The sequence below is a fragment of the Agrobacterium sp. ICMP 6402 genome (assembly GCF_009498615.1).
Lineage (GTDB): Bacteria > Pseudomonadota > Alphaproteobacteria > Rhizobiales > Rhizobiaceae > Agrobacterium > Agrobacterium burrii.
On record NZ_QSNV01000001.1, the window covers coordinates 513,785 to 534,399 of the forward strand.

Here is a 20,615-nt window from a genome sequence, read left to right on the forward strand (position 1 = left end):
ATCGAGCGTTGGAAAACCGGGGAGTCGGGTTTCGTTGAGGAGGACGCTACGCGGGCACAATTGCGGAGACATTACGTGGTGCCGGGACTTGCACTTGCGAGTGAAAAACCGGGGCGCGGCCTTGGAAAACGTCGCCAAAAACGGTTTTCCTCATCGCAAAGCGCCTCGCATTTGTTACAACGCCAAGTCTATGCGTCCAAACGCTTCGGCAGAGGACGGCGGCGGGACGGTTTGCGGGGAGCGGCCCGTCCCTGAAAAAGCTGCAGGCAGAAGAGTGCGGATGCGAAAGCGGCAAGAGGGAGAGAGACGGTGACGAAACCCCAAAACGCCAAAAGGCGGCTGAGCGAGGTTCTGCCGGGCGTGATCCGCCCCTATACGCAGACGGAACTGAAATCCGTTCTTTCCACGCTGAAGGACATCGGCAAGGTTGAGCCGGCGGTGGCCGCGTTGCTGGCGGAGGAAAGCCCGCTGAAAGATTTCATTGCTGCGGCTTTCACCCTGTCACCCTATCTGCGCGACATGGCCTCGGCGGATGAGGGGCTGCTGACGCTGGCGATTTCGAAGCCGCTCACACCGTTGCTCACCGATCTCGTCCGTGACGCGCGCGATTGCTGGAAGCCTGGACAAGAGGGCGGCGTCCCCGTCGAAAACGAGGTGATGTCGCGGTTGAGAGTAGCCAAGCGGCGGCTCTCCTTCGTGGCAGCCCTTGCCGATCTGGCACGCATCTTCACCGCCCGCGATACGACGAGCTGGCTGAGCGAGATGGCGGATGCATCGCTCTCCGCCGCCATTGATCACCTGCTGCTTTCCGCGCATGAAAGCGGCAAGCTGAAACTGAAGAACGTCGCTGCGCCGAGCGAGGGTTCCGGCCTGATCGTTCTCGGCATGGGCAAGCTCGGCGCGCGCGAACTCAACTATTCTTCCGATATCGATGCGGTCGTCTTCTTCGAACCAACGGCTGGCATTATCGACGACCCCTATGATGCAACGGAGAATTTCGGACGCATGATGCGCCGTCTTGTGCGTATCATGCAGGAGCGCACGGCGGATGGTTATGTCTTCCGCACCGATCTCAGGCTGCGGCCCGATCCCGGCTCGACGCCGCTCGCGATTCCGGTGGAAGCGGCGCTGCTTTATTACGAGGGCAGGGGCCAGAACTGGGAACGCGCCGCCTATATCAAGGCGCGGCCGGTGGCGGGCGACATCAAGGCGGGTGAAAACTTCCTGCGTGAGCTGACGCCCTTCATTTTCCGCAAATATCTCGATTACGCGGCGATTGCCGATATCCACTCCATCAAGCGGCAAATCCATGCGCATAAGGGCCACGGCGCCATCGCGGTGAAGGGCCATAATGTCAAGCTCGGGCGCGGCGGCATTCGCGAAATCGAGTTCTTCGCGCAGACGCAGCAGCTGATCGCCGGCGGTCGCATGCCACCGCTACGCGTGCGGGCGACAGAGGAGGCGCTTGCGGCGCTGACGGAAGCGAAATGGATCGATGCCGAGACGCGTGACAGCCTGACTGAGGCCTATTGGTTCCTACGTGAGGTGGAGCATCGCATCCAGATGGTGCGCGACGAGCAGACCCATGTGCTGCCGGACACTGAAACGGAATTGAAGCGCATCGCCTTCATGCTCGGTTTTGCCGATACCAAGGCCTTTTCCGAGAAGCTGGAAGAGGTGCTGCGGTTGGTGGAGCGGCGTTATTCGGCGCTGTTCGAGCAGGAGACGAAACTGTCGGGCGAGGCCGGCAATCTGGTCTTCACCGGCCAGAAGGACGATCCCGATACGTTAAAGACGCTCTCCACGCTGGGCTTCGAGCGGACGGAGGATATTTCCCGCGTCATCCGCACCTGGCACAATGGCCGCTACCGGGCGACGCAATCGGTAGAGGCGCGTGAGCGGCTGACGGAGTTGACGCCGGACCTGCTGCGCGCCTTCGGCGAAAGCAAGCGGGCGGATGAGGCGCTGCTGCGCTTCGACAATTTCCTCTCCGGCCTGCCGGCGGGCATCCAGCTGTTTTCACTGCTCGGCAACAATCCGGCGCTGCTGTCGCTCTTGGTAACGATCATGTCTTCGGCCCCGCGTCTTGCCGAAATCATCGCCGCCCGCCCGCATGTCTTCGACGGTATGCTGGACCCGGCGCTGATGAGCGACGTGCCGACGCGCGAATATCTCGCCCATCGTATGGGCAATTTCCTCTCCAATGCCCGCCATTACGAGGATATTCTAGACCGGCTGCGCATTTTCGCCGCCGAACAGCGGTTCCTGATCGGCGTGCGGCTTTTGACCGGTGCGATCCGCGGCGAGGTCGCCGCCCGCGCTTTCACCCATCTTGCCGATCTGGTGATAGAGGCGGCGCTAAATGCCGTGCTGGCGGAAATGGAAGCGGCGCATGGACCTTATCCCGGCGGCCGTGTCGCCGTCATGGGCATGGGCAAACTCGGCTCCTTCGAACTCACCGCCGGTTCGGATGTCGATCTCATCCTGCTTTACGATTATGACGATGCCGCCCAGGAATCCACCGGTGCAAAGCCGCTCGATGTGGTGCGGTATTTCACCCGCGTCACGCAAAGGCTGATCGCGGCACTGTCTGCGCCAACGGCCGAAGGCGTGCTTTACGAGGTGGACATGCGGCTTCGCCCTTCCGGCAACAAGGGGCCGGTGGCGACGCGTATTTCCGCCTTCGAGAAATATCAGCGCGAGGAAGCCTGGACCTGGGAGCACATGGCGCTTTCCCGTGCCCGGCTGATCTGCGGCGAAGCCTCACTGATGGAAGATGCAAGCGACATCATCGCCTCCATCCTTTCGCAGAAGCGCGATGTGGCCAAGGTTTCCGCCGATGTGCTGGAGATGCGAAACCTCATCGAGCAGGAGAAGCCACCGGAGAACATCTGGGACTTCAAGCTTATCAATGGCGGTTTGGTTGATCTGGAATTCATCACCCAATACCTGGCGCTGGTCGGCCCCGTAAAAGGCCTTGGCCCCCATGAACCGGGCCGCAACACGGCTGAGGCGCTGCAGGTGCTGGCCGCGCCCGTGATGGAGCCGCAGGCGTTCGACGACTGCATGGCGGCGATGGGGCTTTATACCGAGATATCGCAGATCGTGCGGCTATGTATCGACGGCGCGTTTAATCCGAAGGAAGCGCCGGCTGGATTGATCGACCTCGTCTGCCGGGCGGGGGATTGCCCTGACATCGCGACGCTGGAGGGGGAGGTGAAGCGGCTGTCGAAGGTGGTGCGGAAGGTTTTTGTGGCGACGGTGAAGAATGGTGGTTAGGGTTGGTGGGTGTGGCTTACCCCCCTCTGCCCTGCCGGGCATCTCCCCCACAAGGAGGGAGATCGACCCGCGGCAATCGCTCGATCATCTCAAACCTTGCGAATTTGTCGGTGAGCATCCTTCTCGCTGATCTCCCTCCTTGTGGGGGAGATGCCCGGCAGGGCAGAGGGGGTAAGCCCGGACTGCCAATGTTCAATGCACCGTCCCACAATGCCCCGCCGCATGCGGAATAATGATCGTCACCACCGTGCCCCTACCTTCGCAGGAGCGTATCTTCATCGTTCCCCCATGCAGCTTCACAAGCGAGCGGGAAATCGCAAGCCCGAGACCAGAGCCGCCCTGGCTCTTGGCATATTGGCTCTGCACTTGTTCAAAGGGTTGACCGATCTTTTCCAAAGCCTGGGTGGGAATGCCAATGCCGGTATCGGCGATGGTGAGGATCATCGCGGCTTCATGCACATGGGTGCGCAGCGCAATGCGGCCGCCGTCGCCTGTGAATTTTACGGCGTTTGACAGAAGGTTGAGCATGATCTGCTTCATGGCGCGGCGGTCGCCCTGCATGGTCAGTCCGGCGCAGACCTTCTGCTGCACGGTGATGTTCTTCTGCTCAGCCTGAATGGCGGTCAGACGCAGCGTTTCCTCGATCAGTGGTGCGAGATCGATGGTCTCGCGGTTGATGCGCATATGGCCCGCCTCGATCTTCGACATGTCGAGAATATCGTTGATGACATTGAGCAAGTGCTTGCCGCTGTCATGGATATCGCGGGCATACTCAGAATATTTCGGCGAACCGACCGGCCCGAACATTTCGTTCTGCAGGATTTCGGAAAAGCCGAGAATGGCGTTGAGCGGCGTGCGCAACTCATGGCTCATATTGGCCAAGAATTCGGATTTCGCCCGGTTGGCGGCCAGAGCGCGCTCTTTTTCGGCGAGGTAATTGGCATTGGCGTCGGAAAGCTCCGTCTTCTGCCGCTCCAGCTTGTGCTGGGAGGCGGAGAGATCGCCGATGGTCGCCATTAGCCGGCGTTCGGAATCGCGCAGCCGTTCCTGATGGCGCTTGAGCAGCGAGATATCGGTGCCAACGGAAACAAGGCCGCCATCATGGGTGCGGCGTTCGTTGATCTGCAGCCAGCGCTCGTCGGCCAGCTGCACTTCCGTGGTGCGCGACAGACCGGACTGGTCGGCATCGGCCACGCGACGCTCCACCACGGGGCGGGCTGCCGCCGCATGCACGGTGCTTTTTTCGGTGCCGGCCACCAGCACGCTGTCCGGCAGGCCATAAGCCTTCTGGTAATGGGTGTTGCACATCACCAGACGGTCGTTTTTGTCCCAAAGCACGAAGGCTTCCGAGGTGGATTCGATCGCATCTGCAAGGCGCTGGTCGGCCTCGGCGTAACGCTGGGCGAGGCGGTGCTGTTCGGTGACGTCCATGGCGATGCCGATGACGCGCGGGCCGTTACTGGTTCGAATGACCTGGGCACGGGCGCGCAGCCAGACATAGTGGCCCTTGGCGTGGCGCATGCGGAAAATCTGGTCGATCTGGCGCAGGTTGCCGCAGCCGACGGCACGGGCAAGCTCGTAGAGATTGCCGTCTTCCGAATGCATCATCCGGGCAGCATCGGAAAAGGACAGTGGTGCAGCTTTGGGCGGCATGCCCAGAATTTCGTAAAGCGAGCCGGACCAGAACATGCGGCGCGAGGAAAGATCGAAATCCCACAATCCGCAGCGGCCACGCGACAGCGCCGTTTCCACCCGCAGGTTGGATTCGGCGAAGATGTCGTCGGCGTCGCGGGCGCGCTTCACCTGCATGTAGTAGGCGTAAAGCACCACGAGCAGGATCGAGGAGATGCCGGCAAACAGCGTGACATTCATGGCGATTTCGCTGCGCCAGAAGGAGCGTATCGGCTGCAGCGAGCGCGCCGCAATCACCATCGCGCCGTCGTCGCCGAAGGGGATCATCGTCGCATAATGCTGCTGGCCGTCAATATTGGTCTCGATGGTGCCGGGGGAGCCGGGAAAACGCTGTACGATGGCGATTTCCGGAAGCAAGGCGGGAAGCGACGTGCCGATATAGAGCATCGCTTCCTTGCCGGCGCCGGCAAAAATCCGGCCATTGCTGCCGGAAAGCAGCACCATGGTGCCATCGGCAAGGCTGCCCGATGGCAGCGCTGCGACAAGGCTTGCCTCGGCCCGGGCGCGATCCTGCGAGGTGAAGACGGTGCCGTTGTTGACGAGGGCCGCCTTGGCGGTGAGCGCGGTGAGTGCGGTGGAGTGGCGGGCGGCCTCTTCCATGCGGCTGTATTCGGCAACGATGCCGAGCATGCGCGAGGCTGCAACAACGACCAGAAAGGCGAGGATGAGAATGGGGATGAGCCGCTTCAGCAGCGTCTCGACCTGCGGCGCCGGGCGGTCGGAGCCGTTCATCAAACCCATCAGGTCGCTGGAGAGCTTCTCACCCCAGGCCGCAAGATCGGAAAATTTGGCATACGGCCGCTCATCGCCCGCAGTCGCCCGCCGCACGTTCGTCATTGTCCCGCCTTTGTGATGTCCCCTGATTCGAAGCGCCGCCGCTCGAATATGGCTAGTGAATCAAATGCGATTCGCCCTGTCCAGAGGCAAAAGTTAAAAGAATTTTAACCCCTTGAACCGACTCCGTATTTTTTCGGGACGGTTCCGCCCGGCCCCGTCGAAGTCGGGAATTATGAGCGAAATCAGTGATCCGGCACTCCAGTGCCGGCTGTCGCGGGAGGCGGGGGAAGCGGCTTTCAGACGCCGTCGAAGGCGTCGAGAGCGGGGCCAAGCGCGCTGACGACGCCGTTTCCGGCGGCCGGCAGACCGGTCAGCACCGCGCTGATGATATCGTCGCGGCTTGCGCCACGCGCTTTGGCTTCCATGACATGAAAGGCGATGCCGCTTTCAAGGCGCAGGGCGGCCAGAATGCCGATATAGATCAGGCTCTGGGTCTTCACATCAAGCGTGGATGCCACACCCAGTTTCTGCACGGTGTGAAGCCATGCCGCACTGTGGGCGGGAGCGTCCGTCATGAAGCGCTGAAACGAAGCGCTGGCCCTGGACATGTCGGTCATCTGCAATTCCTTCCTGCTGCCGGGCCGGTTTTGGCCCCTTGAGATCATCATGTTGCGCAATGCGTTACGCCGCCTTGATGGATATCAAGACGGCGTAACGGCATGTTCGAAATGGTGGCAAAGCGGAAGTTTGGGTTAGCCCTTCAGGATACGCCCGACAATGTCGCTCACATCCGTGGACAGGCCGTTGGCGTCAGCAATCGTCGAAAGTGCCGCCCTGGCGTGTTCGGCGCGGCTCGCCTCCAGAGACCGCCATGAACGCATGGAGGTGAGAATGCGCGCGGCAAGCTGCGGGTTGCGTTTGTCGATGGCGATGATCTGTTCCGCCAGGAACCGATAGGCCGCGCCATCGGCACGGTGGAAGCCGGTCGGGTTGGCGAAGGCGAGCGTGCCCACCAGCGAGCGAACCCGGTTCGGATTGGTGGCGATGAAATGTTTCGATTTCATCAGCGCCTTGATGCGGTCCAGTGCCCCGTCGCCGGGAATGGCGGCCTGCAGCGAGAACCACTTGTCGAGAACAAGCGCATTGTCGGCGAAGCGTGTTTCGAAGGCGGTAAGCGCTTCTTTCGTCTCGGCACTGTCGGGGAAACGCTGGGTCAATACGCTGAGCGCATGGGCGAGATCGGTCATGTTGGTGGCGTCGGCATAGGCTTTTGCCGCACGGGCAGGGGTTTCCTCGGCAAAGGCAAGGAAGCTGAGCGCGCCGTTGCGAAGCGAACGGCGTCCGGCACTGTCCGCATCCGGGCTGTAGGCCTCGCCGTTACCCGCTCCTTCCGCAAGCTGCCTGAAGGTTTCAAGCCCGGCTGTTGCGATCGCCTTTATGGTGGCGTTGCGCGCCTTGTGAATGGCGTCCGGATCGGTATTGCCACCCAGTTCGCGGGCGATATCCGTTTCGCTTGGCAGCGCCAGCGCCTGTGCGCGGAAAGCGGGCTCGAGCGAGGAATCGCCGACGATTTCAATAAGCGTTGCGATGAGTTCGGCGTCCGTGCGCACTTCAGCGCCGTTCTGCACGGCTTTGGTGGCGGCAATCAGTGCCGGCAAGGCAAGATCGGTCAGCGCCTGAAAACGGGCAAACATATCCGTCTCGTGTCGGGCGATCTGCACCAGATCGGCGGCATTCTGCTCGAAATGCAGATTGACCGGTGCCGAGAAGCTACGGTTGATCGACAGCACGGGCCGCGACGAAATGCCGGAGAAGGAGAAAGTCTGGTTGCGCTCGGTCAGGTGCAGTACACCATCCCGATATTCGCCGCCGGCGACTGTCTGTGGCTCGGCGATCTGACCATTGTCGAGAATCAGCGCCAGCGACAGCGGAATGTGCCGTGGCTGTTTTACCGGCTGTCCGGGTGTCGGCGCCACGGTCTGTTCCAGCGTCAGGCTGAACATGGCCTTGCCGGCATCATAAGCGGAAGAGAAGGAGACCAGCGGCGTGCCAGCCTCGGTATACCACAGCGAAAACTGCGACAGATCGCGGCCGCTGGCATCGGCAAAGCTCTTGACGAAATCTTCAACCGTTGCGGCTTCGCCGTCATGACGTTCGAAATAAAGGTCCATGCCCTTCTTGAAATCGTCAGCACCGAGGATCGTGGCGATCATGCGGGTGACTTCGGCACCCTTTTCATAAACGGTCGTCGTGTAGAAATTGTTGATTTCGCGGTAGGTATCGGGACGCGGCGGATGCGCCAGCGGACCGGAATCCTCCGGAAACTGCTCCGATTTCAGGTGGCGTACATCGGCGATGCGCTTGACCGGGCGCGAGCGCATGTCGGCGGAAAATTCCTGATCGCGATAAACCGTCAGGCCTTCTTTCAGGCACAGCTGGAACCAGTCGCGGCAGGTAATGCGGTTGCCGGTCCAGTTGTGGAAATATTCATGTGCAATGATGCGCTCGATATTGGCGTAGTCGGCGTCAGATGCGGTTTCCGGGTCGGCCAGCACGAATTTGTCGTTGAAGACGTTGAGACCCTTGTTCTCCATCGCCCCCATGTTGAAATCGGAGACGGCGACGATCATGAAGATATCGAGGTCGTATTCGCGGCCGAAACGTTCTTCGTCCCATTTCATCGAACGCTTCAGCGCGTCCATCGCATAGGCCGCACGCGGCTCCTTGCCGTGCTCGACATAGATTTTCAGCGCCACTTCACGGCCGGAAACCGTGGTGAACGTGTCTTCCACCACGCCGAGATCGCCGGCGACGAGTGCGAAGAGATAGCTGGGTTTCGGATGCGGGTCGAACCAGGCGGCGAAGTGCCGGCCTTCATCGTAGTTGCCACCGCCGAGGAAATTGCCGTTCGACAAGAGCAGCGGATTGCCTTCCTTCGCCGCGATGATCGTCACCGTATAGGGCGCCAGAACATCGGGACGGTCGGGGAAATAGGTGATGCGGCGGAAACCTTCCGCCTCGCATTGGGTGCAATAAACGCCATTGGTGCGATAAAGCCCCATCAGCTGCGTATTGACCTGCGGATTGATGTAATTGGTGACGCAAATCTCGAAGGGCGTTTCCGCCGGCAGATCACGGATGGTCAGGCTGTCGGGCGTCGCGTCATATTGGCTGGCAGGGATCTCGACCTGATCGAGCAGCAGGCCCGAAAGCGTCAGCTCGTCGCCATCAAGAACAAGCGGTGCCTGTGGGTCGACGCCTTCGCGCCGGTGAAAGATCAAACGGGCTTCGACCTTGGTATGCTTGGGGTCGAGTTCGAAGGTGAGATCCACCCGCTCCAGAACGAAATCGGTGGGGCGGTAATCTGCCAGGTGAACGATCTGGCCCGTGTCTGTTCGCATGACTGTTCCTGAATAACTTAGCGTGGTCTTCCCGCCATCATGTCGTCATAAGGCCGGGATGTAAAATAGGTGGAGTATTCGTCACGTTCATGTGCGCATCGGAGGACATTCTGTCCCGCCATAAAAGGCTTTACCGGTCATGCAGACGATCCTCCCGCCGCCGGACCCATGGACCATCGCAGCAAATGTTGAACGATTGCTGAAGTGTTTCTAATTTTATGAAAAACTTATGTCGATCGATCCGCCAAAACTATTTACCTGCAGCACAGCGGCGAAATTGATATCTAGTTGCAATTTTTTTAGTAGTTGCGTCGTCGACTGGCTGACACAGATTTTTAAGGGCTTTAAATGATGGCGCGGCTGCTTTTTTTTATTGTGATGTTGTCATTGTCCATCTTGGCTTCGGCGCCAGCATTCGCTGACGCGGCCAAAACCCATCGTTCTCGGACCTCTGCTGAAATGGCAGAGTGGATGCGTAACGTACATCGAGACCTTGGTAGGCAACGCAAAAACATTTTCACATCGATGGCGGGTAGCAGTGAGCCGCAACAGCAGGGGGAAGCCATTATTGGATTGACGGTGAAAGCCGATGGATCGATCTCGCATCGAAAAATTCGTTCTGCCGAGGGAACGCCGTCCATAAAAAGGCGGCATATGATCGCCGTTAAGCGCATACCAAATCTCAGGCCGCTACCAAAAACTGAAAAGCGGCAATCGGTTAATATCGTTTTCCCCGTCCTGTACGAATATTGATCGACGGGCATGTCGGGAGCGAAGCAGCACAACAATCAACCGAATTCATGGGTGAATAACATTTTTTGATGTAAAGGCCGGAAGGAATGTTCTAGCCTTGCGCAAATCCAATTCCCCTGCGTCGTCCTCCCCGCATGAAAAATTTACCGATGGCGTGTTTGCGCAGCCGATATGAGTAACTGCCAATGAACGCCGAACCGACCAATCCCTTCCGCGGGATCAGCATGAAGCTGATTTCGGTTGGCTTTTTTCTTGTCATGCAGACCTGTATCAAGGCCGCCGGTCCCGATGTGCCGGCCGGCCAGATCACCTTCTTCCGTTCCGCTTTCGCCATTATCCCGATTGTCGTCTATCTCGCCTGGCTGCATGCGCTGCCAAGCGCATTGCACACCAACAATCTTCTCGGTCATTTCAAGCGCGGCTTTCTCGGCATCCTGTCCATGGCCTGCGGCTTTTACGGGCTGACCATGCTGCCGCTGCCGGAATTCATCGCCATTGGCTACGCATCGCCGCTGCTGGCGGTCGTCTTCGCCGCTTTCATCCTGCGGGAGAAGGTGCGTGTCTATCGCTGGAGCGCGGTTTTCGTCGGCATGATGGGCGTGCTGGTGATTTTATGGCCGAAGATGACGCTTCTGCGCGAAGGCGGCTTTGCCGCCGGCGAGGGGCTGGGGGCAATTGCCGTGCTGTGTGGTGCAGCCCTTGGCGGGCTGGCGATGATCCAGGTGCGGCAATTGGTCGATACCGAAAAAACACCGACCATCGTGCTCTATTTTTCGCTCACCGCCACGTTGCTGTCGCTGGTGAGCGTGCCCTTCGGCTGGAGCGTATTGACCATGACGCAGGCCGTGCTGTTGATCACCAGCGGCATCTGTGGCGGCATTGCGCAAATCTTTCTGACCGAAAGTTACCGCCATGCGGAAGTCTCGGTCATCGCACCCTTCGAATACAGCTCCATCATCTTCGGGATCGCGGTCTCTTACGTCCTGTTCGGAGACATTCCCACGCTCACCATGCTGATCGGCACGGCGATCGTTATCCTCGCCGGCATCTTCATCATTTTCCGCGAGCATCAGCTGGGGCTGGCGAGACGCGCGGCACGCAAGGCCTCGACACCGCAGGGATGAAGTTGCCGTTCCCCGATGTGTTCCGTTGAAGTTGATGACGACGGATATTTCTTCTCTCGACGTCATCCTCGGGCTTGTCCCGAGGATCTGCCAACATTTTGATTTTGTTGAGGTGATTAGATCCTCGGGTCAAGCCCGAGGATGACGTCGCGGGAAAAATGCTACCCTTGCGCCCTCAATTTCGATGTCATGAGCGTGCAGAAATCTGAATCGGACAACACTACGAAAAGCCCGAGGATGACGTCAGAGTATTTGGCAAGGTTCATAACCTCGCCGTCTCTCTCAGCAAAACCCACAAAAGCAAAAGGCGCCTTCCCGAGGAAAGACGCCAGCGCGCAATCATATATGTGGACCAGCTTTATACTGGCCTGAGTGCTCTTAGCGCTCGCGGAAATCCGCAAAGACAGCCGAAGGACGCGTCACGCGGACCTGCTGCATGGCAGCGCGTGCGGTCATCTGTTCGTTAGCGGCAGCGCCGAAACGATGGTAACCCTGACTGGAGCGTGGGCCGAGGCCCGCCAGACGGAGCGTTTCAAAGCCGGAATGCACCGGACGGAAGCGAGTGGTCATTGCCTTGGTTCCTTAAACCGAATTCCTCCCAAGACACGACGGTATATCGCAGCGCAGCATGGATTCGGCAAGCCAGCCAAATGCGTCGCTGTTATGCGAATTGCGCATGGCTTTTTTCATAATTCGTTTACACTGAGCAGAAATAAGGCAATCAGCCTTGCGTAACCTTTGCCTGAAACGCCAATAAGTCCTGCCATGCCAATGACTTGGAGGCTGGTGCGTTCAAAAGTTCCTGCGGGTGCAGGCTGGCCAGAGCCGGCAAAACAAGGTGCCCGGCTGCGACATCACGCCACTGTCCGCGCATCGTATGGATCGTTCCCGTGCCGCCGAAGAAGAAACGTGCGGTGAAGTTGCCAAGAAGCAACAGGTGTTTCGGCTCCGCCAGCGCGATCTGACGCTCGATGAAGGGGCGGCAGATATCCATTTCCGCCTGAGTCGGCGGGCGGTTGCCCGGCGGCCGCCACGGCACGACATTGCCAAGCATGATGGTGCTGCGTTCAAGGCCGATGGCTGCAAGCATCCGGTCAAGCAGAAGCCCGGTCTTGCCGGCGAAGGGCAAGCCCTCGCGGTCGTCATCGGCATCCGGCATGGGGCCTAGAATCATGACAGGGGATGCGGGGTCGCCTTGGGTGAAAATCGTGCTGCGGGCGCTGTTCTTGAGATTGCAGCCGCTGAAACCCTCAAGCGCGGTTTTCAGCTCGGCAAGCGATCTTGCGCTTTCGGCTGCAAAACGCGCTGCCGCGACGGCCTGTTCGTCCGGCATGGCAACATTCTGCTGAATGGCGGGGGCAGGAGGCGCGCCACGGGCCGGTGCCTGGCGTTTCGGCTGCTGCTGCGGCGAGTGCTGGGGTGTGTCGCTGCGTTCCATCGGTCGCTGCACGGGCTGGCGTGCGGCAGCGCCCGTCTCCTGTCCCTGCATCGGCCGGGCAGGGCGGGCGGCGGCAAATTCGGCAAAACGGTCGAGCGGCTGGTCTTCCAGCAGCCAGTCCACGCCCGCATCCGCATGGAAATGCAGGAGGGCGGCAAGTTCGGCCGGAGAAAGGTCGTGGGCGGCGATCATGGGTGGAAATTATCCCATGTTCCCCGCCCGGGGAACCCGTAAATCACGCTGTCCAGCGCTGAATGTCGCCGCTTTCGCCGATCATGGCCAGACCATGGGCAATCGAGAGCAGTTCGCCACCGGTTTCGATCTTGTCCGCATCGAAACGACGGGTGAAAAGCTCCCGCACCGCCGGCACGAAGGAGGTGCCGCCAGTCAGGAACACCTTGTCGATGGCTTCGGGGGCTACCTGCGTCTTTTCCAGAACCTCGTCCAGCGCGCCCTCGATCTTGGCGAGGTCGTCGGCGATCCAGCCGTTGAAGTCGCTGCGTTTCACCATCTTGCGCCCGGCCTTGCCAAGTGGCGTGAAGTTGAACTCGGCCTCTTCAGCCGAAGAAAGCGCCATCTTGGTGGCGGAAATCGCCTGATAGAGCGGGTAACCCTCATCATGGTCCACCAGATCGATGAACATTTCGAGCTTTTCCGGCTCCAGCGCCGAGCGCACCAGCGATTTAAGGGCGGTGAATTCCTTAGAAGTCTTGAAGATCGACAGCTGGTTCCAGCGGCCGAAATTCACGTAATAACCGGATGGTACGTCCAGCACCTTGTCGAAACTCTTGAACTTGCTGCCCTTGCCGATCTCGGGCGAGACCAGATTGTCGATCATGCGGAAGTCGAAATGATCGCCCGCCACGCCGACGCCCGAATGGCCGATGGGGGTGGCGGAAAGCTTGCCGGCATGGGTCTCGAAACGGATCAGCGAATAGTCGGTGGTGCCGCCGCCGAAATCCGCTACCAGCACATTGGCGTCCTTCTTCAGGCTCTGGGCGAAATAATAGGCGGCCGCCACCGGCTCATAGACATAGTGGATTTCCGGAAAACCGGCGCGCGTCAGCGCCTCGTTGTAACGGGCAAGCGCCAGCGCTTCGTCCGGATTGCCCCCGGCGAAACGCACCGGCCGGCCGGCGATGACGGTCGAGACGTCGCCCGGCCATTCGTCACCCGCATAGGTTTTCAGCTTGCGCAGGAACACCTCCATCAGATCCTCGAAGCTCTGGCGCTTGGCGAAGATAAGCGTGCCCTGAAACAGCGGCGAGGCCGCAAATGTCTTGATCGACTGCAGGAAACGACAGTCCCCGGCATTGTCGATGAATTGCCGGATGGCGGCATGGCCCGCCTCCACATGCAGCGCGGCCGCACCAAGGCCTGCATCCTTCATGAAGGAAAGCGCCGTGCGCATGCTGTCATCCGTACCGGCGCTGCTGGTGAAACGCATGGAACGGCTGTCGCCGTCACCGTTGGAAAGAGCCATGACCGTGTTGGTCGTGCCGAAATCGAGGCCAAGTGCCCGCTTTTGCGTCATCGCCATATCCTTGTCGCCGAAAGAAATATTCGCCCGGCCCTTGGGTGGCCCGGCGTGAAAATAAGGGATGCCTTTGGCGTCCCGATGTCAGAGGAGGGCGGTTGATTGCACAGGGCAGATGGAATGGCAAGCGTCGGCCGCCGTTTTTCGGCCGATCGCTGCCGGAGGGGCTGTCCCCTTTGCCTGAAGGGGGCTGGGGAAACATCTATAGGGCAGCGGATGGTAAACGATTTGCTTATGCGAGCATGAAAGAATGCAGATAGTTTTCTGCAATATCTTTAGGGGTTTGCGGTTATAATGGTACAAATCGGAAGATTAGGTGGCAAGGCAACGGTCGGGTCCACATGTACTAAATACTTTATACTCGAAGAATATAAATCGAAGTTCCTATATTGCGTTTCACCTGTTGACTTCCCAACCCGGAAATTTTGATGTCCCGCAAGATGACCAATTCCCTCCTGGAAAACGTGCCGTTGGACTGTCCCGAGTCGGTGCGGGGCGAGATTACGGTTTTCAACCGGCAGCTTCTCAACCTCATGGAAGCGTCGCAGCAGGGTTATGCGCTTTTTGACGGCAGCGACGAGTTGCGTTTCGCCAATACGGTGTTTCGCAAGGCGCTCGGCATCGGCCCGGCTGGTTTTCCGAGTTGGGTGGACCTTATGCGTAGCGGATATCGCAGTTCCACCGGCACCGCCGTCGAAACCTCCGATTTCGAACTCTGGCTGCGTTCCGCCAGAACGCGGCGCGGCAAGCTGCCCTTCCGCACCATTGAGACCAGTCTCAATGATGGGCGCTGGGTGCTGACGACTGAAACGACGTTGCCGGGCGGCTGGATGCTGTGCGTGATCACCGATATTTCCGAACTCGGCATCGAATTGCGCGATCTGCGGCAGGAGCGCGACAGGGCGTTGAAGTTGGCGTTGAGCGACGAACTAACCGGTCTCGGCAACCGCCGTTATGCGATGGATAGCCTCAATCACATGCTCGGCCCCAACAAGGCGCAGGCGCTCGCCGTCATCATCATGGATATCGATCACTTCAAGTCGGTCAATGATCGCTTCGGACATGCCTGCGGCGATCTGGTTCTCAAGGATTTCGCCGCGCGGCTTTCCGCGAGCGTCGGGCGCGACGATCTCATCGGCCGGATCGGCGGAGAGGAGTTCCTGCTGGTCCTTGGCGGTTCGCGGATGCATAACGCCGAGGCCGTCATGCAGGGGCTGCTGTCGTCGCTGGCTGATGCGTCACCGCTCGGGGATATGCCGGATTTCCGCTATAGCTGCTCGGCCGGCATCGCTTTTGCCAATCCCGGTGAAAGCGCCAGCGACGTTCTGCGTCGCGCCGACACGGCCCTCTACGAAGCCAAGAATACCGGCCGAAACCGCTTCGTGATCTACGAAGCGGTCTCCTGACGGGTGTATGTGTTGGCGGCTGTCAGTTCGACTTCGCCGCGCCGCCATCCACCCGCAGCATCGTGCCGGTGATATAACTTGCGGGCACCGAGCAGAGGAAAGCGCCGGCGGCGGCGAACTCTTCCACCGTGCCGAGGCGACCGGCCGGAATGGTCTTGACCGAAGCTTCACGGATTTCCTCGACGCTTTTGCCCAGACGTTTGGCGTTGGCGCCATCCAGCTCGTCGATGCGATCGGTGTGGATGCGGCCGGGCAAAAGCAGGTTGGAGGTGATGCCGAAACCGGCCACTTCGCTGGACAGCGTCTTGCTCCAGCCCACCAGCGCGCCGCGCAGGGTGTTGGAGAGCGCCAGATTGGCGATGGGTTCGAACACGCCGGATGAGGCGACGGTCAGGATGCGGCCAAAGCCCTGTTCCTTCATCTGCGGCAACAGCGCGTTGGTGAGCGTGATGACGCGCAGCACCATCGACTGGAAGAAGGTGTCGAGCTTCTCGGTCGTCATCTCCTGTGCAAGGCCGGGTGTCGGGCCGCCGGTATTGTTGACGAGAATATCGATGCCGCCCAGCTTGTCGTTCACGGCCTGAACCATGGCCTCGACGAAATTGTCATCGGCAAGATCACCCCAGACCCAGTCGGCCTTGCCTTTGCCGAGCGCATTGATTGCCTTGCAGTTTGCAGCCAGCTTCTCGCCGCTTCTGCCGACGAGAAGAACGTTTGCGCCTTCCTTGGCCAGCGCCGTGGCAATGCCCAGCCCAAGGCCGCGAGAGGAGGCGAGAACGAGGGCGCGTTTGCCGGAAATGCCGAAATCCATGGGGTTTGTCCTGTCTTGTGAGGAGTGTCTGTGCTGTTTATAGGAAGGTGGCGTCCGATTTTGAAGGTCAAATACACGTCATGACAGAACAATCTCTGCTGAAGTTTTCCATCGCCGTCACGGTCCTGCTGGCCGCGTTCGGCATTGGCGCGGGTCTGTTCTCCGGTTCTTTCGCGGTGGTGTTCGATGGCGTTTATGCGCTCACCGACGCCTTCATGACGGTGCTGGCGCTGCTGGTGGCGCGACTGATCGCGGCCTCCGCCGCGCCGCGCCCCGGTGGCAGACTGGCGGAGCGCTTCACCATGGGTTTCTGGCATCTGGAGCCGATGGTGCTTGGCCTCAACGGCACACTTCTGATGGGCGCTGCGATCTATGCGCTGATCAATGCCATCGACAGCCTGATGGATGGCGGCAGATCGATCGAGTTCGACTACGCCATCATCGTCACCTTCTTCAGCTTCGCCGTCTCGCTTGCCATGGCATGGTTCGTCAAAAGGCAGAACCGCAGGCTGAAATCCGCCTTCGTGGCGCTGGACGCCAAAAGCTGGCTGATGAGCGCGCTCTTGAGCATCGCGCTGTTCGTCGCCTTCGCCATTGGTTATGGCCTCACGGGAACGACCCACGCGTGGATCGCCCCCTATATCGACCCCGCCGTGCTCGCGCTGGTCTGCCTCGTCATCATCCCCATGCCGCTCGGCAATGTGAAACAGGCGCTCGCCGATATTCTTCTGGTCACCCCGCTGGAATTCAAGCAGCATGTGGATCGGGTGGCGACAGAGACGGTGGGGAAATTCGGCTTCGCCTCGCATTATTCCTATGTCGCCCGCGTCGGCCGTGGCCGACAGATCGAACTCTTCTTCATCGTCCCGAAAAACTGGCCGCCCCGGCATCTGGAAGAATGGGATGCGATCCGCGACGAGATCGGCGATGCGCTGGGCGGCGAGGGTGCGGATCGCTGGCTGACGATTGTGTTTACGACGGATGAGGAATGGGCGATTTGAGGGGGGCAGTTGATGCGAGGTGGCTGACTACATTGGTCGCTTCTGGTCCGAAGCCACCCCTCTAAGGAGGAACAGTTTGCGTCGACTGGAATTATAGAGCTGACACCCGGTTGCGACCGGCGCGTTTTGACAAATACAAGCCCTCGTCGGCGCGTTTGAGTATATCGCTGGAAAAGCGATCAGGCTGGCCGAATTCGCTGACACCGCCGCTGATAGTCGCTTCGTAACGCAGGCTTTGCTTCAGGGTGATCGGAACATTCTCACGCAGTCGCTCGGCAATTTCCAACGCATCGTTACGATGGGTGCCCGGCATCACAACCACGAACTCGTCTCCCCCGAAACGGGCAATCACATCGTTCTGGCGCAGGTGCTGTCGGCACAGGCGCGCAATTTCCACCAGGGCCATGTCGCCTGCGTGATGCCCCATCTGGTCATTAAGCTGTTTGAAATTGTCGAGATCAAATACGAGTAAAGAAGTCTGCGATTTTTCTTGTTCAAAGATCGCTAACCGGTGGTCGAGCGTCTCAATCAGCTTGCGTCTGTTATATAGCCCCGTCAGGGCGTCGGTTTCGCTCAGTTGGCGGAGCTTCTGCTGGACGTCATTCTTATCGGTAATATTGCTCGCTACCCAGACAACGGCAGCCTCGCCCTCTACTTGAAAATCGAGCGCCTGAACGCGGCCTTCGAACCAGATGGAATGACTGGGACCGTCGCCGGCTCCTTTGACATCACTGCCGCTGAGTTCATATTCGACGATATGGAGCACACCGCTTGCCAGCGCCTTTTCAATTTCGGTAGCGAACCACCTTGCCTTCTCTTCTTTCAGCATCTCGAACATACTACGCCCGACAAGACCGCTACCGTCATGATAGTGTCTAAGGTCTTTCCCTCCGAATACAGCCGCATAACGGCCGCTGCGCGTCAAGATGAACGCGGGGTCTGGAAGGGAGGAAAGGATGGAAATCAATTGCTGCTGTGTAAACAAGGAATCGCTTTCTCACATTGCCTGACGACGTGGCCCTGCTACAAAACACCCGTATGTGCACGCACACATGGCACGTATTTCATTTGCAGATCAGCCTGCTGGTTCCTCCAGATTGCCACAACAGCATTTCACTTTTCTTAAATGCTAAATTATGGGAGGTGCGAAAGTCGTTCCCGACTGACCGGGAGGAGCTTTAACTTCGACAGCGATCCGTTTCTGCTCGTCGCAGATTGGAGCCTGCGTCAGCCATTGCCGACGAATGTGAGCCATATGCGCTTGTGGCGCAATGCGGAAGCCCCAGCTTCCCCAAACACCAACCACTCTTGACGCAAATACGCATCGCTCTTATTTTATTACGTGAACGTAAAAGTAATAAATCAATCATCAGGTTGTCTGACAATTGACTGGCCTGCGACATGTTTTGCCGCTATAGAAGCTCGACAAAGGCGTCTTGCTTTGCGAAGACAGGGGAGGCGAACTCCTTGTTGCGCACGGGCTTTTTACCTCGCACCGGCAATGCCCTGTCGATGCCGGAAAGCGGATATAATAACAGCCGGATGGGACCGGCGATCTGAGAGGACGAGATGACGGAAGCGATGGAACTGCCCGAACGCGAAGCGATGGAATTCGACGTTGTGATTGTCGGAGCGGGTCCTGCGGGTCTTGCCGCCGCGATCCGGCTGAAGCAGGTGCAGCCTGAGCTTTCGGTCGTCGTTCTTGAGAAGGGTGCTGAAGTCGGCGCCCATATCCTCTCCGGTGCGGTGGTTGATCCCATCGGCATTGACCGGCTGTTGCCCGGCTGGCGCGAAGAGGAGGGGCATCCCTTCAAGACCGAGGTCAAGGACGACCAGTTCATGTTTTTAGGCCCGGCCGGTTCCATCCGCCTGCCGAATTTCATGATGCCGCCCTTGATGAACAATCACGGCAACTACATCGTCTCGCTTGGGCTGGTCTGTCGCTGGCTGGCGGAAAAGGCGGAAGGGCTCGGCGTCGAGATCTATCCGGGCTTTGCCGCCACCGAAGTGCTTTATAATGACAAAGGCGCTGTCATCGGTGTCGCCACCGGCGATATGGGCATCGAAAAGAACGGCGAGCCTGGCCCTGCCTTCACCCGCGGCATGGAACTGCACGGCAAATATGTGCTTGTTGGAGAGGGCGTACGTGGTTCGCTCGCCAAGCAGCTGATTGCCAAATTCGACCTGTCGAAGGATCGCGAGCCGCAGAAATTCGGCATCGGCATCAAGGAACTCTGGCAGGTCAAGCCGGAACACCACAAACAGGGCCTCGTGCAGCACTCCTTCGGCTGGCCGCTGGGCTTCAAGACCGGTGGCGGCTCGTTCCTGTATCATCTCGAGGATAATCTCGTTGCCGTCGGCTTCGTGGTGCACCTCAATTACAAGAACCCCTATCTTTATCCCTTCGAGGAATTCCAGCGCTTCAAGACGCATCCGGCCATCCGCGATACATTCGAAGGTGGCAAGCGCATCTCCTATGGCGCGCGCGCCATCACCGAAGGCGGTTACCAGTCGGTGCCGAAGCTCACTTTCCCGGGCGGCGCGCTGATCGGCTGTTCCGCCGGTCTCGTCAACGTGCCGCGCATCAAGGGTAGCCATAATGCGGTGCTGTCGGGCATGCTGGCGGCGGACAAGATCGCCGCCGCGATTGCAGTCGGCCGCGCCCATGACGAGGTAGCGGAGATCGAGGCCGAATGGCGCGAAGGCGATATCGGCAAGGATCTGAAGCGGGTCCGCAACGTCAAGCCGCTATGGTCGAAATTCGGCACGCTGGTTGGCGTCGGCCTTGGCGGTCTCGACATGTGGACGAACCAGCTGTTCGGCTTCTCGGTCTTCGGCACGCTGAAGCATGGCAAGACGGATGCGCAAAGCCTCGAGCCGGCTTCGAAGCACAAGCCGATCGCCTATCCCAAACCCGATGGCGTTCTGACTTTCGACCGTCTGTCCTCGGTGTTCCTGTCTTCCACCAACCATGAGGAGGACCAGCCGGTGCATCTTCAGGTGAAGGACATGGAATTGCAGAAGCGCTCCGAACATGACGTCTATGCCGGTCCCTCAACACGCTACTGTCCGGCCGGCGTTTATGAATGGGTGGAGAAGGACGGCGAGGAGGTCTACGTCATCAACGCCCAGAACTGCGTGCACTGCAAGACCTGCGACATCAAGGATCCCAACCAGAATATCAACTGGGTGCCGCCGCAAGGCGGTGAGGGGCCGGTTTACGCCAATATGTGATGTCGCAGAGGCATCCGCCGTCATCCTTGGGCTTGTCCCAAGGATCTAAACACGTCGCCAAAATCAAGACGTTGCAGATCCTCGGGACAGGCTCGAGGATGACGTCGTGCTTGGGTTGAGGGCCTGCATTGATTAAACCCAACGTGTGGTCCGGCTGGAAGA

At 59.3% G+C, this 20,615-nt stretch carries 14 protein-coding genes; 6 read left to right on the forward strand and 8 right to left on the reverse strand.

What is annotated here, in order from left to right; translation table 11 throughout:
• Positions 1-309 precede the first annotated feature (309 nt).
• On the forward strand, positions 310-3,279 hold the full coding sequence (locus tag DXT96_RS02640; protein WP_371418771.1) for a bifunctional [glutamine synthetase] adenylyltransferase/[glutamine synthetase]-adenylyl-L-tyrosine phosphorylase: 2,970 nt from the start codon (positions 310-312) through the stop codon (positions 3,277-3,279).
• Between the two features lie 192 nt (positions 3,280-3,471).
• Here DXT96_RS02640 and DXT96_RS02645 read toward each other — a convergent pair whose 3' ends face one another.
• The 3 genes from DXT96_RS02645 to pepN form a co-directional block, all read right to left on the reverse strand.
• Complete coding sequence (locus DXT96_RS02645) at positions 3,472-5,808, reverse strand: PAS domain-containing sensor histidine kinase (RefSeq protein ID WP_153513435.1); 2,337 nt, start codon at positions 5,806-5,808, stop codon at positions 3,472-3,474.
• Between the two features lie 236 nt (positions 5,809-6,044).
• On the reverse strand, positions 6,045-6,365 hold the full coding sequence (locus DXT96_RS02650; RefSeq protein WP_153513436.1) for a carboxymuconolactone decarboxylase family protein: 321 nt from the start codon (positions 6,363-6,365) through the stop codon (positions 6,045-6,047).
• 135 nt (positions 6,366-6,500) lie between these two features.
• A complete protein-coding gene (gene pepN / locus DXT96_RS02655; RefSeq protein ID WP_153513437.1) occupies positions 6,501-9,149 on the reverse strand; it encodes an aminopeptidase N in 2,649 nt (882 codons plus the stop codon).
• A 348-nt stretch (positions 9,150-9,497) separates the two neighbouring features.
• Between pepN and DXT96_RS02660 the strand changes: the two genes are divergently transcribed.
• Both DXT96_RS02660 and DXT96_RS02665 read left to right on the forward strand, forming a co-directional pair.
• Positions 9,498-9,902, forward strand: coding sequence for a hypothetical protein (locus DXT96_RS02660; RefSeq protein WP_153513438.1), 405 nt, complete (start codon positions 9,498-9,500; stop codon positions 9,900-9,902).
• Between the two features lie 185 nt (positions 9,903-10,087).
• A complete protein-coding gene (locus DXT96_RS02665) occupies positions 10,088-11,026 on the forward strand; it encodes a DMT family transporter (protein WP_153513439.1) in 939 nt (312 codons plus the stop codon).
• Between the two features lie 378 nt (positions 11,027-11,404).
• On the opposite strand, the gene DXT96_RS02670 is transcribed toward DXT96_RS02665, so the two are convergent.
• The 3 genes from DXT96_RS02670 to DXT96_RS02685 form a co-directional block, all read right to left on the reverse strand.
• Positions 11,405-11,596, reverse strand: a complete 192-nt coding sequence (locus tag DXT96_RS02670) for a hypothetical protein (RefSeq protein ID WP_003509784.1) — start codon at positions 11,594-11,596, stop codon at positions 11,405-11,407.
• A gap of 151 nt (positions 11,597-11,747) precedes the next feature.
• Positions 11,748-12,656: a uracil-DNA glycosylase family protein gene (locus DXT96_RS02680; protein WP_153513440.1), complete on the reverse strand. Its 909-nt coding sequence runs from the start codon at positions 12,654-12,656 to the stop codon at positions 11,748-11,750.
• A gap of 43 nt (positions 12,657-12,699) precedes the next feature.
• Positions 12,700-13,998, reverse strand: coding sequence for an Hsp70 family protein (locus DXT96_RS02685; RefSeq protein WP_149898922.1), 1,299 nt, complete (start codon positions 13,996-13,998; stop codon positions 12,700-12,702).
• Between the two features lie 431 nt (positions 13,999-14,429).
• Between DXT96_RS02685 and DXT96_RS02690 the strand changes: the two genes are divergently transcribed.
• Positions 14,430-15,407, forward strand: coding sequence for a sensor domain-containing diguanylate cyclase (locus tag DXT96_RS02690; protein WP_153513441.1), 978 nt, complete (start codon positions 14,430-14,432; stop codon positions 15,405-15,407).
• Between the two features lie 22 nt (positions 15,408-15,429).
• On the opposite strand, the gene DXT96_RS02695 is transcribed toward DXT96_RS02690, so the two are convergent.
• Entirely contained in the window at positions 15,430-16,218 is a 789-nt protein-coding gene (locus DXT96_RS02695; RefSeq protein WP_153513442.1) for an SDR family oxidoreductase, read from the reverse strand.
• Between the two features lie 80 nt (positions 16,219-16,298).
• Between DXT96_RS02695 and DXT96_RS02700 the strand changes: the two genes are divergently transcribed.
• On the forward strand, positions 16,299-17,219 hold the full coding sequence (locus tag DXT96_RS02700; RefSeq protein WP_153513443.1) for a cation diffusion facilitator family transporter: 921 nt from the start codon (positions 16,299-16,301) through the stop codon (positions 17,217-17,219).
• Between the two features lie 91 nt (positions 17,220-17,310).
• Here DXT96_RS02700 and DXT96_RS02705 read toward each other — a convergent pair whose 3' ends face one another.
• Positions 17,311-18,204 (reverse strand): sensor domain-containing diguanylate cyclase, encoded by an 894-nt coding sequence (locus tag DXT96_RS02705; protein WP_153513444.1) that lies wholly within the window; start codon positions 18,202-18,204, stop codon positions 17,311-17,313.
• A 584-nt stretch (positions 18,205-18,788) separates the two neighbouring features.
• On the opposite strand from DXT96_RS02705, the gene DXT96_RS02710 reads away from it, so the two are divergent.
• The gene (locus DXT96_RS02710; RefSeq protein ID WP_153513445.1) at positions 18,789-20,453 is read left to right on the forward strand and encodes an electron transfer flavoprotein-ubiquinone oxidoreductase; all 1,665 of its coding nucleotides are present in this window, start codon (positions 18,789-18,791) and stop codon (positions 20,451-20,453) included.
• Positions 20,454-20,615: the final 162 nt, after the last annotated feature.